Genomic DNA, 12,882 nt, shown 5'->3' on the forward strand with positions numbered 1-12,882 from the left:
GCGATAGCCCGCCGTCGCAGTTGATGTCCTGCGCGGTGATGAACGACGCGGCCGGCGACGCCAGGAAGGCGATCAGGTCACCGAGCTCGCTGGCCTGGCCCATGCGGTGCAAGGGAATGCTCGACTCGCGGCTCCTGATGCTGTCGGGCCGCATGTTGGCGCGCGTCAGCGGCGTGTCCACGGTTCCGGGATTCACACAGTTGACGCGGATCCCGTGCTCCGCCCACTCCAGCGCCATCTGGCGCGACAGCGAAATCAGCGCAGCCTTGCTCGGCCCGTACGCGCCGCCGTTGGGATAGCCGCGGCCGCCCGCCAGTGACGAGACGTTGACCACGGAAGCCATGCTGCTCTGGCGCAGCAGCGGCAGGCAGGAACGCGCCAGCAGCAGCGCGCCGTCGACGTTGACCTCGAAGGTCTTGCGCCAGGCGGTCAGGTCCAGCGACTCGAGCTCCGCCGGGTTGATGACGCCCGCCGTGTTGATCAGCATGTCGAGGCGGCCGAATTCCTTGCCCAGCCGCGCGACCGCGGCGTCGATGTCGGATTGCGAGGTGACGTCCATGGTGATGGCGATCGCCTTGGCGCCGGTCTCGGCCAGGTCGGCCGCGACCTTCTGCGCCATCTCCGGCCGGCGGTCCGCCACCGCGATGCGCGCACCGCTGGCAGCCAGCGTGTGCGCGGCTGCTTCGCCGATGCCGCTGCCACCGCCCGCGACCAGCACGACGGCGTCTTTCAGGGCGGGATGCTGGAGCCAGTTGGCGGGGCGTGCGGGCGATGCGGTCATGGGTTCTTCCGGTGGATGGGGTATGAAGCCATTCTGGCCAGCGCAGGGCGCCGCGGCAGTCCCGCCTCAGGGGGACCGACGCGCGCGGAAGCGAAACCTAGACTGGCCCGACACGCAGCAACGCAAGGATAGCCATGAGCGCCACCGCAACCTCGCAACAGGTCCCGGTTCTCGACATCGACCCTTACGACATCGACGTGCTGCGCGACCCGTACGGGTACCACCAGGCGCTGCGCGAGACCGGCCCGGTGGTCTACATCAAGGCGCACGACGTCTACGCCGTCGGCCGCTACGACGAGTGCAAGACCGTCATGTCGGACTGGCAGCGCTTCTGCCACGCCGGCGGCGTCGGCATCCAGGACATCCGCAAGCCCGGCGACTTCCGCATTCCCAGCAAGCTGGTCGAGACGGATCCGCCGGAACACACGCCGATCCGGACCGCGGTGATGAAGGTGCTGTCGCCGCTGGTGATCCGCCGCTTCAAGGAAGGCTTCATCGCGAAGGCGGACCAGCACGTGGACCGCCTGCTGGAGCTGCGCGAATTCGATGCCGTCGCCGGGTGCACCGAGCCTTTCGTGCTGGAAGCCTTCTCGCAGTCGATGGGCGTGGAGCTGCCGCGCGACGCAACGCTGGCCATCGGCGACATGCGCTTCAACCAGAGCGGTCCGAAGAACCAGATCTATTTCGAAGCCATGGAGAAGGCCGCGCCCTACATGGAGTGGTACGAGAACTCCGTTCGCCGCGACTCCGTGCTGCCCGGCTCGCTCGCCGAGCTGCTGTTCAAGGCAGAGGACGACGGCCTGCTGGCGGAAGGCATCGCCACCAACGTGATGCGCAGCATCGTCGGCGGCGGCACCGATTCGACCATCTCCGGCATCGGCTTCACCTTGCACCAGCTCGCGCTGCATCCGAAGCAATGGGACAAGGCGCGCGCCGACCCGGCCAAGGTGAAAGCGGCCTTCGAGGAAGGCATCCGGCACGAGGCGCCATTCCAGGTCACCTTCCGCACCACGGTCGGCGAGACCGAGCTCTCCGGCATCAAGCTGGCGCCGGACATGAAGATCGGCGCCTTCATCGGCGCCGGCAACCGGGACCCGCGCTTCTGGGAGCGGCCCGACGAATTCGACCTCGACCGCCCGGCGCTTGCCGGCACCCACCTCGCGCTCGGCCAGGGCATCCACACCTGCCTGGGCCAGATGATCGCGCGCGCCGAGTCGGAAGCCATCGTCGGCGCGCTGGCACGCCGCGTGAAGTCGATCGAGCTCACCGGCCCGGTCACCTACCGTCCGATCAACCAGATGCGCACGATCAACACAATGCCGGTGCGCATCACGCCCGCCTGATACCGCAAGAAGGAACCACCACATGGCCAATCGTCTGCAAGGCAAGGTCGCCGTCATCACCGGCGCCGTCTCCGGCATGGGTCTCGCCGCCTGCGAGCTGTTCGTCGCCGAGGGCGCGAAAGTGGTCGTCGCCGACGTGCAGGAGGACAAGGGCATCGCGCTCGAGCGGCGCCTGGGCGACAGCGTGTCCTTCATCCGCTGCGACGTGCGCAGGGAGGACGACGTGCGCGCCGCCGTCGAGCGTGCGGTGAAGAAGTTCGGCGGCCTCGACGTCATGTACCACAACGCCGCCACCACCGGCGACGTGTCCACCCTGGAAGACATGACGGTCGCCGGCTGGGACGACACGCAGGCCATGCTGCTGCGCGCCAACATGCTGTGCATCAAGCACGCGGTGCCGGCGCTGAAGAAGCGCGGCGGCGGCTCCATCATCCTGGTCTCGTCCGCCGCCCCGGTCGCGCTGGGCGGCTCCGGCCCCTACGCCTACACCGTGGGCAAGGCCGGCGTGATCGCCATGGGCCGCTTCGCGGCGCTTCAGCTCGGGCCGCATTTCATCCGCGTCAACACCCTGGTGCCGGGAGGCTTCGCCACCTCCATCTGGAGCGGCCACGTGCATGGCGACGCCAAGCTCGGCGACGAGATCTCCCAGAACATGAACATGGACCATTTCGCGCGGATGCAGCCGATTCCGCGCGCGGGGAAGGTGTCGGACATCGCGGAAACCGCGCTGTTCCTGGCGAGCGACGCCTCCAGCTTCATCACAGGTGTGACGCTCCCGGTCGACGGCGGGCTGACGCTGCACCGCAAGTGGGAAGCAACGGCCGAGGGCCAGCTGGAAGCGGTGCGCAAGTCGCAGGCCTCCGCCGCGCGCTAGCCATGTACAAGCACATCGACACCTGGTCCTCGCGGGCGGCGGGCTTCCTGCTGTTCTGCCTGATGCTGCTGACGTTCCTGGACGTCGCCGGCCGAAACGTGGTCAACCGGCCGGTCAGCGGCACCTCGGAGCTCACGGAGCTGATGCTCGCGGCCGTCATCTTCCTGATGCTGCCGCGCGTGGCCATCGCCGGCCAGCACATCGTGATCGACCTGGTCGACACCATGGTGCCCAAGGCCGCCGTGGCCTGGCTCGATGCGTTCGCCTCGCTGCTGGGCGCGGTGATGTTCTCTCTGATCGGCTGGCAGGTCTGGGTGATGGGCGACAAGGCCCTGGGCTACGACGACAGGACGCCCACGCTGCACATCCCGCTCGGGCCCATCCTCTATGCCATGGGGGTGTTCGCAGCGATGGTCGGCCTCGCCTTCGTGTTCGCCATGATCAATTCGCTGCGCGGTGTCCCGACGCCGGTGGACGCGGCACGCCCGTCTGAAATTGCCGAACACGGCGCCGGCGCCACCTGAGGAGAACGAACCATGACAGCGGCACTGGCGGGTTTCGGCTTCTCCTTCGTCCTCATCTTCATGCGCGTGCCGATCGCGGTGGCGTTGGGCATCACCGGCGTCATCGGCTTCGGCTTGCTGACCGGCTGGAGGCAGTCCTTCGTGATGCTGGGCCTGACGACGCGCGAGGCGGCTATGTCGTATTCGATGGTCGTCATTCCGCTGTTCGTGCTGATGGGAAACCTGATCGCGGCCACCGGCGTTTCGCGTGAGCTGTTTCGCGCCGCGCAGGCCTTCATCGGCCACCGCCGCGGCGGCCTGGCGAACGCCACCGTCCTCTCGTGCGGCGGGTTCGCCATGGTGTGCGGCTCCAGCGTCGCCACCGTCGTCACCATGGGCAAGGTGGCGCTTCCCTCGATGGCGGCGGCCGGCTACAAGGACCGCCTGAGCGCCGCCACCATCGCCGGCGGCGCCACCCTGGGCATCATCATCCCGCCGAGCGTGCTGCTGGTGATCTACGGCATCATGACCGAGACCCACATCGGCAAGCTGTATGCCGCGGCCCTGATCCCGGGGCTGATCGGTGTACTGGGCTACATGGGCGCGGTGTGGTGGAGCGTCTGGCGCGACCCCGATGCCGGCCCGGCCTCGGCCAAGGCGGGCTGGCCGGAGCGGATACGGACGCTGGTCGCCATCTGGCCGGTGGCGGTGCTGTTCGCCTTCGTCCTGGGCGGCATCTACAGCGGCGTGTTCACCGCGGCCGAAGCGGCCGGCATCGGATCCTTCGGCGCCTTCGCGCTGGCCTGGATGCGCGGCCAGCTCACGATGAAGCTGCTGCAGGACGTGTTCATCGAGACGGCGCAGTCCACCGCCGTGATTTTCGGCCTGYTGATCGGCGCCCTGGTGTTCACCGAGTTCCTTAACTACACCGGCGCGCACAAGGGGCTGCTGTCCTTCGTCCAGGGCTCCGGCTTCGCGCCCTTCACCGTGATCCTGGTGATCTGCGTGATCTACATCATTCTCGGCGCGCTGATGGAGGAGCTCTCCATGATCCTGCTGACCGTGCCGCTGTTCTTCCCCATCGTCACCGGGCTCGGCTACGACGCCGTCTGGTTCGGCGTGCTGCTGATCGTGCTGTGCGAGCTCGGGATGATCGCTCCACCAGTGGGCATGAACCTCTTCGTGGTGCGCTCCATCGCGCCGCACATCCCCATCAAGGAGGTGCTGCACGGCATCGTCCCCTTCGTGGCCTCGGACATCATCCGCGTCTTCATCATCGCTTTCTTCCCCATCCTGTCGCTCTACCTGCCAGGACTGTTCTTCAAGTAAACCCCAAGGAGACAAGACATGCGTCAATGGACTCGACTGCTGCCCGCCCTCGCGCTGGCTTTCGGCAGCACACTCGCCGCGGCGGACCCCGTGACGATCAAGTATTCCTCGTGGGTTCCCGCCACCCACTGGGTCTACACCGGCCCGGTCGTGCCCTACCTCAAGGAGATCGAAACGGTCACCGAAGGCAGGGTGAAGGTGGAAGTGCTGCCCAAGACGGTCGGCACCCCGCAGTCGCAATTCGACGTGGTGCGCGACGGCCTGGCCGACATGAGCTGGATCGTGGTCGGCTACACGCCCGGCCGCTTCAAGCTGGCGGAGATGGGCGAGCTGCCCTTTAGCGGGGACAGCCCCGGCATGAGCGCAGCCTTCCACCGCACCTACATGGCCCACTTCTCCAAGGTCAACGAGTTCAAGGGCACGGAGATGCTGGGCGTCTGGGCCGTGCCGCCTGTGCATATCGCCACCCGCAGCCGGCCGGTGAAGACCCTGGAGGACTTCAAAGGCATCAAGCTGCGCACTGCCAGCGACATCGCCACCCGCCAGGTCACGGCCCTGGGCGGCGTGCCGATCCTGAAATCGTCGGCCGAAGCCTTCGAGATGCTGTCCTCCGGCGCCATCGACGGCAGCCTGATGATCCCCGAGACGGTGGTCAGCACCAACGCCCTGGGCCTGCTGAAGCACTTCACCATCGTGCCCGGCGGACTGGTCGGCGTGAGCCAGGCAATGATCATCAACCCCGACGTGTGGGCCAGGATCTCGGCCAAGGACCAGGCGGCAATCCGCGCGATCTCCGGCGAGAAGCTGGCGCAGCGCTTCGGCGAGGCCTACCAGAAGGTCAACACGGAAGCCTACGATGCGATGCGCAAGGCGGGCTACACGATCCAGGAGCTGTCGCCGGCGGTGCTGGCGCAGTTCAAGGAGAAACTGAAGCCGAGCGAGACGGACTGGATCGCGGCGGCCAAGGGCAAGGGCATTGCCGATCCGGCGGCGGCGCTGGCGGCGTACCGGGCGGGGGCGGCAGCAGCCGCGAAGTGAGATGTGAAGGGCCGGCGACGGCCCGCTCCAAGACGAAACGGGCCCTCGCGGGCCCGTTTCACATGAAGCCGGCTGGCCTACTTCACGTTCTTCCCCACCGTCACTTTCGACGGCGGCTGCTGCACCTCGGTCAGGATCTGCCGCGCCTCGGCACTGCCGTCAAGCAAACGATTCGTGCGCTGCATCACGCGCCAGCCCTGTTCCTCGAACCGCTGCAGGTCCCAGCGCGACGCCGTCAGCCGCAACAGCACGAACTGCCCATCCTTGCGCGTGAACAGGGTCCCGTAGTGGGTGGCGGTCGCCTTGTCCCCTTCGATCACGATATGCGGCGCCGTGCACGCGTGCGCCGACCCCTGCTTGACGATGTTCGTATGGAAGTCGATCTCATAGGCCTGCTTCAGCCGGGCATGCCCCGCGTAGTAGTCGATGCCGCCCACGTCGTAGACGCAGTCCTCGTGCCACATCCGCATGATCTCTTCCATGTTGCAGCTGTCGGCCGCGGGGCCGTAGGCGGCGATCAGCTGCTGGATCTCGAGGTAGTCCTCGATGCGGCGCAGGCGCTCGTCGAGCGTCTTGGCTGGGGGAGTCAGTTTCATGGGGTCTCCAGTGAGAGATTCACGCGATGAGGCCCGCGCGGCCGAAGTAATGGTCAGCGATGACCGGATCGTCGGCCAGCTCCGCGGCGGCGCCCTGGTGCACGATGCGGCCTTGCTCAAGCACCGCAGCGCGATGCGCCGTCTGCAGCGCCAGCTTGGCGTTCTGTTCCACCAGCAGGATGGTCAGGCCCTCGCGATTGAGTTGCACCAATGCCCTGAACACGTCCTTGATGACCACCGGCGCCAGCCCCAGGCTGGGCTCGTCGAGCATCAGCACCTTGGGCCGCCCCATCAGTGCGCGGCCGATCGCCAGCATCTGCTGCTGGCCACCGGAAAGAGAGCCGGACAACTGGTTGCGGCGGTCTTTCAGCACCGGGAACAGCGCATGCACGCGATCGAGATCGGCGGCATCGCTGCCGCGCATGCCAGCGGATTGCCGCCCCAGCTCCAGGTTCTCTGCCACCGACAGCGGCGCGATCACCCGCCGGCCCTCGGGCACCTGGATGATGCCGGCGCGCGAGCGCAGGTGGGCAGCGCGGCGGCCCAGCGGCTCGCCTTCGAACAGGATCTCGCCGTCGCTCGGCACGATGCCCGAGAGCGCGTTCACCAGGCTCGACTTGCCGGCGCCGTTGGGGCCGATCAGGGCGAAGATCTCGCCCTTCTTCACCATCAGGTCGACCCCGCGCAGGGCCTGGATGCCGCGGTAGTGGACGTTGAGGTTGCGGACTTGCAGCATGCGATCAGGCTCCCAGGTAGGCTTCGACGACCTTGGGGTCGCGGCCGACGGCCTCGGGCTGGCCCTGTGCGATCAGCCGGCCCGAGGCCAGCACGTAGATGTGCGAGCACAGCGACATGACGAAGCGCATGTTGTGCTCGATCAGCAGCACGGCCACGCCGTCGGCCGCCACCTTGCGGAAGATGCCGGCCAGGCTCTCGGCCTCGGCGTCGTTCATGCCGGCCACCGGCTCGTCCAGCAGCAGCAGCTTAGGGTTGGTGGCCAGTGCCCGCATCATCTCGATGCGGCGCTGGTGGCCGTACGACAGGCCACCGGCACGGTGCTCGGCCAGCGCGGTCATGTCGAAGCGCGCCAGCAGTTCCATCGCCTTGCGCTTCAGCTCCCCCGCTTCGGCACGCGCCGAGGGCAGGCCCAGCAGGTTGGCCCACAGCCCGGACTTCTCGTGGCGGTGGAAGCCGGCGACGACGTTGTCCAGCACGGAAGCGTCGGGCACCAGCCGGATGTTCTGGAAAGTGCGGGCCACGCCGGCGCGCGCCAGGTCGGGCGCTTCCTCGCGCGAGACGTCCTTGCCCTCCAGCAGCACCTTGCCCGAGGTCAGGTGCAGCAGCCCCGTGATCAGGTTGACCACCGTGGTCTTGCCGGCGCCATTGGGGCCGATGAGGCCGGTGATCGTGCCGGCGGGCACCTGGATGCTGACGCCGTCGACGGCCGGCACGCCGCCGAAGTGGCGGGCGACGTCCTGGAGGACCAGCGTGGCGGTCATGTATGCGCTCCTGCTTCCATGTTGGTGTTGATGACTTGCGGCGGGGGCTCCGGGACGGGCGCCGCCGCAAGGGTGGCCCGCCGCAGCCGGCGATCGCGCAGCCGGCCCATCACGGTGTCGGCCACGCCGCGCGGCAGGTAGACGATCACTAGCATCAGCAGGATGCCCTGCACCACGTTGCGGTAATCGGCGAACACGCGGAACAGCTCGGGCAGCGAGGTCAGGATGGCGGCGCCGACCAGCGCGCCCCAGACCGTGGTGCGTCCGCCCAGCACCACCATGGTCAGCGCGGCGACCAGCATGCTGAAACCAAATTCGTTGGGCGTGATGGCGTAGCTGCTGGTGGCTTGCAGCGCGCCGCCCAGTCCGGCCAGTGCGCCGGATATGATGAAGGCGATGCGGTGGTAGTACGGCACCGAGATGCCCAGCGACACAGCCACCGTCTCGTCCTCGCGGATCACGTCCCAGGCGCGGCCGATGCTGTAGCGACCCATGGCCACCAGCAGGAACACGACCACGACGACGATCGCCAGCAGGATGGGCGTGCTGGCAACCTTGGGAATGCCGTTGACGCCGAGCGCACCATTGGTGAGGCTGACCCAGTTCTGGTTGGCCGACAGCACGATCTGCACCAGCGCCAGCGTGGCCACCGCCTGGAACACCCCGCGCAGACGCGACAGCGGCAGCGCCAGCAAGGCGCTGGCGATGGTGCCCAGCAGCGTGCCTGCGAGGATGGCGGCCACCGGCGGCCAGCCGGCCTTGGTGATCAGCAGCGCGGTGCCGTAGGCGCCCAGGGCCGCGAAGCCGGCGGTGCCCAGCGAGAACACGCCGGCACGCAGCACCACGTACTGGCTCATGGCCAGCAGCGCGTAGACCAGGATGTGGTCGAACAGCGACTGGTAGGTGTAGAAGAAGTTGATCATGCGCGTTGGATCCGCATGGCCGCCGTGGACTGGCCGAACAGGCCGGTCGGCTTGACCAGGATGACGATGAACAGGGCCAGGAAGACGATGGCCTCGGCGACGCCGGAGCCCACGTAGGCGACGGCCAGGGTCTGCACGATGCCTATGGCCAGCCCCGCGATCAGCGCGCCGGGAATGCTGCCCAGGCCGCCCAGGATGATGATCACGAAGGCGCGCAGCAGCAGCGGCTCGCCCATCGCGAAGTGCACCGAGTTGAAGACCAGGCCGATCAGCACGCCAGCCATGCCCGCGAGCGCGCCGGAGATCATGAACACCTGCATGTTCACCGGGCCGGGGTTGATGCCGAGCAGGCGCGAGGTCTGTTCCGAGTAGGCGACGGCGCGTATGCGCTGGCCGAAGGTGGTGCGGTACAGGTACCAGACCAGGCCGAACACCATGGCCACCACCAGCGCGATGATCACCAACTGCAGCAGCTGGATGCGCAGGCCGAACACGTTGAAGACGACGACCGGGAAGGCGTCGAAGGGGAAACGCATGATGGCGGTGTTGGAGACCTTCTGCGCTATCGCTAGCAACACCAGGTCCGCCCCTATCGATGACACGATGGCCGAGAATTCCGGCGCGTTGCGGCGCCGCAAGGGCCTGAAGGCGAACACGTCGAGCGCCACCGACACCAGGCCGCCGGCGAGCATGCCGATCAGCAGCGCCAGGTAGATCGGCGCGTCCAGCATGGTCACCGCGTAGAGGCCGGCGAAGGCACCCCACATGAAGACCGAGCCGTGGGCCATGTTCATGATGTGGTTCACCCCGAAGAGCAGGGTAAACCCGAGGGCAAAGAGCGCGTAGACGCTGCCTACGACGATGCCGTTCAGGAGTTGTTGCATCAGCATGGCCGGAGAATAGAAAAGCACTCCTCGCCTGTATGTCCCCCCACGGTGGGACGGGTCCCCTGCTACGGGGACAGACGGTCGCTCCGGTGGCGCAGAAACTGCGTCCATGAAATTCTGGTACCAGTTCACCGCGGATGCTTCCAAGCACCCGTCCTTCGTGGCGGCGCTGCATCAGCACGCTGAGCGCGTCGGCTCGCCCGGCACGCACATCACGGCGCACGGCATGGACGCCGACCTCGGCCACGGCCTGCTGCAGGCCGACGTGATTCTTTCGCCCGCGGTCTACACCAGCGTGGTCGTGCCGCTATTCCTGCGCAACGTCTGGAAGGCGCAGCAGCAGGGCTACGACGCCTTCGTCATCGGCACCTTCGCCGAGCCGGCGCTGCGCGAACTGCGCTCGCTGGTCGAGATCCCGGTGATCTCGGCCTTCGAAGCGTCCATGCTGGCCGGCTGCAGCATCGCGCCGAAGATGGCCCTGCTGGTCCTGAGCGAGCAGACCGTGCCCTACGTGGAGGCTTCGATCGAACGCCACCGCTTCGCCTCCCGTGTCAGCGGCATCCAGCTGGTCGCCAGCGCGATGCTGGAGACGGAGCTGGAGCGGGAGTTCGAGGCGCCCGCCGCCTATCTCGAACGCTTCAAGGCCGCCGCGCGCAAGGCCATTGCCGCCGGCGCCGACGCCGTGATCCCGGCCGAAGGCATGGTCGCGGCCATCGTCGCCGTCAACGGCCTGCAGGAAGTGGACGGCGTGCCGGTCATCGACTCGGTCGGCGTTTCCATCCTGGCCGCCGAACACGCCATCACGCTGAAGCAGCGGCTGGGCCTCATGCCGAGCCGCCTGCGCGCCTACACCCGACCAACCCAGGCCGCACTGGCCGCCCTTGGCCCGACCTGGTCGGGCAACTGATTTTCTTTCGGAGACAAACCATGCAAGTCCTTCGCAGGCTCACCCTCGCGGCAGCGACCGCCCTCGCCCTTTCCTCGTTCGCTGCCCTGCCGGCCGCGGCGCAGGAGTTGCCCATCGGCATCATGAACGCCACCAGCGGTGTGTTCGCCTTCGGCGGCGTGCCGATCCAGAACGGCATGCGCCTGGCGCTGGAGGAAGCCAACCAGAAGGGCATGCCCGGCGGTGCGAAGATCAAGATCCTCGAAGGCGACGAGGCCGCCGACAAGGCACAGGCCATCAGCCTGGTGACGCAATTCGGCCGCCGCGACCGCGCGCTGATGATCATGGGCCCCACCAACAGCTTCTCGGCCATCGCCGCCGGCCCGGTGGCGAACGAGCTGCAGGTGCCGCTGTTCGCCATCGGCTCCTCCAACGGCATCCTGGCCACGGGCCCCTGGGCGTTCAAGGTCCAGGCCCAGGCCGTGGACATCATGGGTTTCCTGTCCAAGTACGTGGCCGAAAAATCGGGCATCAAAAAGATCGCCCTGGTCTACGACCAGGCCAGCGACGGCATCATCGAGCAGAAGAACGCCTTCCGCGATGGCGTCAAGGCGGGGGGCGTGACCATCGTCTCGGACAACGGCATCCTCACCTCCGAATCCAACTTCCTGGCGCTGGCCACCAAGCTCGCCTCGCAGGACATCGACGCCGTCTACGTCGGCGCCCCGCCGGAGATCACCGCCAACCTGGCGATCCAGATGCGCCAGGCCGGCGTGCCGGCCAAGGTGCGCATCGTCGGCCCATCCTCGCTGGCCTCGACCAAGTACATGCAGACCGGCGGCAAGGCGGTCGAAGGCACGCTCATCATCGCGGACTACTCCGCCAGCAGCACCAACCCGCTGAATCCCGCCTTCGTCGCCGCCTACAAGGCGCGCTACAAGGAAGTCCCGGACAACTGGGCGGCCATGGGCTACACCCTGGCGCAGATCGGCGTGCAGGCGATCCGCAATGCCGGCCCCAATCCCGACCGCGCGAAGGTCCGCGCCGAGCTGGAGAAGATCAACAACGTGCCGGTGGTGATCGGCAACGGCATGTGGGTCAAGGACAAGGAGCGCCATCCCAACTACGGCGGCGTGATGCTGACCGTGAAGAACGGCGAGCTGGCCCTGCTGCCCTGACGCCATGCGGCTGCTGTCCACCGAAGCTTCGGCCAGGGCCGCCGGCCCGGTCACGGAGGCGAGCGAACGCTTCGACCCGTTCGCGCCGGGCTACGTGCTGGACCCGTATCCGCAGCTGGCGCAGTTGCGGGAGTCCGAACCGGTGTTCTTCTCGCCGGAGATCGGCTCCTGGGTGGTGACGCGCTTCGAAACCGTGAAGGCGATCCTGCGCGACACCAGCCGCTATTCCGCCATGATCGCGTCCGACCCGCTGACGCCGCTGTGCCCGCATGCGCGCGGCATCATCGCCAGCTCCGACTTCAACGTGCCGCCGCTGCTGGTCAACAACGACCCGCCCAGCCACCCGAAGTACCGCGCCTTCTTCGGCGCGCCTTTGCAACGGGAACGGTTGCAGGCGCTGAAGCCCTTCATCGTCGAGACAGTGGAGGAACACGTGGCGCGCATGGCGGCCGGCCCTTCGCCCGCCGACCTGGTGAAGGCCCTCACATGGGACGTACCCGCACTGGTGCTGTTCCGCCTGCTGGGCGTGCCGCCCGAGGACGTAGCCAAGGTCAAGCAATGGGCCTCCAGCCGGGTGGTGATGACCTGGGGCCGACCCACCGAGGGTGAGCAGGTCAAGCTGGCCGGCGAGGCGGTCGAGTACTACCGCTATGCGATCGATCTGGTGCAGCGCAAGGCAGCCGCGCCGCAGGACGACTACCTGAGCGACCTCGTGCGCCTGCGCGATGGCGACGATTCCAAGGCGACGCTGCACGAGATCGGCGCCATCGCCTTCAACCTGCTGTTCGCCGGCCACGAGACCACGTCGAGCGCGGCCGCCAACCTGTTCAAGGCGGTGCTGCCGCGGCGCGATCTGTGGAACGCGATCTGCGCCGGCACCCAGCCGCTGGCGCCGGTGGTGGAAGAAGGCATGCGCTTCGATCCGCCGGTGCAAGCCTGGCGGCGCCAGGCCAAGGAAGCGGTGGAGCTCGATGGCGTTCAGCTGCCGGCCGGCGCACGCATCCTGCTGGTGTTCGCCGCCGCCAACCGCGACCCGGCGCAGTTC

General features: G+C 67.6%; 14 protein-coding genes. 8 read left to right on the forward strand and 6 right to left on the reverse strand.

Annotated elements, in window-relative coordinates; translation table 11 throughout:
• On the reverse strand, window positions 1–781 hold a 781-nt coding region (locus tag AC1DY5_RS21405), incomplete at its 3' end, for an SDR family NAD(P)-dependent oxidoreductase (RefSeq protein ID WP_478114552.1).
• A gap of 134 nt (window positions 782–915) precedes the next feature.
• Here AC1DY5_RS21405 and AC1DY5_RS21410 point away from each other — a divergent pair.
• The 5 genes from AC1DY5_RS21410 to AC1DY5_RS21430 are packed head-to-tail and all read left to right on the forward strand — an operon-like array spanning window position 916 to window position 5,868.
• On the forward strand, window positions 916–2,124 hold the full coding sequence (locus AC1DY5_RS21410) for a cytochrome P450 (protein WP_478114554.1): 1,209 nt from the start codon (window positions 916–918) through the stop codon (window positions 2,122–2,124).
• A gap of 22 nt (window positions 2,125–2,146) precedes the next feature.
• Complete coding sequence (locus tag AC1DY5_RS21415) at window positions 2,147–2,998, forward strand: SDR family NAD(P)-dependent oxidoreductase (RefSeq protein ID WP_478114556.1); 852 nt, start codon at window positions 2,147–2,149, stop codon at window positions 2,996–2,998.
• Between the two features lie 2 nt (window positions 2,999–3,000).
• Window positions 3,001–3,522, forward strand: a complete 522-nt coding sequence (locus AC1DY5_RS21420) for a TRAP transporter small permease (protein WP_478114558.1) — start codon at window positions 3,001–3,003, stop codon at window positions 3,520–3,522.
• 12 nt (window positions 3,523–3,534) lie between these two features.
• Window positions 3,535–4,830, forward strand: coding sequence for a TRAP transporter large permease (locus AC1DY5_RS21425; RefSeq protein WP_478114559.1), 1,296 nt, complete (start codon window positions 3,535–3,537; stop codon window positions 4,828–4,830).
• An 18-nt stretch (window positions 4,831–4,848) separates the two neighbouring features.
• Window positions 4,849–5,868 carry a TRAP transporter substrate-binding protein gene (locus tag AC1DY5_RS21430; protein ID WP_478114561.1) on the forward strand — a complete coding sequence of 340 codons (1,020 nt, stop codon included), beginning with the start codon at window positions 4,849–4,851 and terminating at the stop codon, window positions 5,866–5,868.
• Between the two features lie 77 nt (window positions 5,869–5,945).
• Here the strand turns inward: AC1DY5_RS21430 and AC1DY5_RS21435 are convergent, their stop codons facing one another.
• The 5 genes from AC1DY5_RS21435 to AC1DY5_RS21455 are packed head-to-tail and all read right to left on the reverse strand — an operon-like array spanning window position 5,946 to window position 9,776.
• On the reverse strand, window positions 5,946–6,464 hold the full coding sequence (locus AC1DY5_RS21435; protein WP_478114563.1) for a nuclear transport factor 2 family protein: 519 nt from the start codon (window positions 6,462–6,464) through the stop codon (window positions 5,946–5,948).
• 19 nt (window positions 6,465–6,483) lie between these two features.
• On the reverse strand, window positions 6,484–7,200 hold the full coding sequence (locus AC1DY5_RS21440; RefSeq protein WP_478114565.1) for an ABC transporter ATP-binding protein: 717 nt from the start codon (window positions 7,198–7,200) through the stop codon (window positions 6,484–6,486).
• Between the two features lie 4 nt (window positions 7,201–7,204).
• Window positions 7,205–7,963 carry an ABC transporter ATP-binding protein gene (locus AC1DY5_RS21445; RefSeq protein WP_478114567.1) on the reverse strand — a complete coding sequence of 253 codons (759 nt, stop codon included), beginning with the start codon at window positions 7,961–7,963 and terminating at the stop codon, window positions 7,205–7,207.
• Window positions 7,960–8,886, reverse strand: coding sequence for a branched-chain amino acid ABC transporter permease (locus AC1DY5_RS21450; protein ID WP_478114569.1), 927 nt, complete (start codon window positions 8,884–8,886; stop codon window positions 7,960–7,962). Before AC1DY5_RS21450 ends, AC1DY5_RS21445 begins: the two co-directional genes overlap by 4 nt.
• On the reverse strand, window positions 8,883–9,776 hold the full coding sequence (locus AC1DY5_RS21455) for a branched-chain amino acid ABC transporter permease (protein WP_478114571.1): 894 nt from the start codon (window positions 9,774–9,776) through the stop codon (window positions 8,883–8,885). Before AC1DY5_RS21455 ends, AC1DY5_RS21450 begins: the two co-directional genes overlap by 4 nt.
• Window positions 9,777–9,882: 106 nt before the next feature.
• Between AC1DY5_RS21455 and AC1DY5_RS21460 the strand changes: the two genes are divergently transcribed.
• The 3 genes from AC1DY5_RS21460 to AC1DY5_RS21470 form a co-directional block, all read left to right on the forward strand.
• Window positions 9,883–10,680: an aspartate/glutamate racemase family protein gene (locus tag AC1DY5_RS21460; protein WP_478114573.1), complete on the forward strand. Its 798-nt coding sequence runs from the start codon at window positions 9,883–9,885 to the stop codon at window positions 10,678–10,680.
• Between the two features lie 20 nt (window positions 10,681–10,700).
• Entirely contained in the window at window positions 10,701–11,837 is a 1,137-nt protein-coding gene (locus AC1DY5_RS21465) for an ABC transporter substrate-binding protein (protein ID WP_478114575.1), read from the forward strand.
• Window positions 11,838–11,841: 4 nt separating this feature from the next.
• The coding region (locus AC1DY5_RS21470; protein ID WP_478114577.1) for a cytochrome P450 at window positions 11,842–12,882 on the forward strand (1,041 nt) is incomplete at its 3' end.

The sequence above is a fragment of the Variovorax sp. P4_D9 genome (assembly GCF_056401695.1).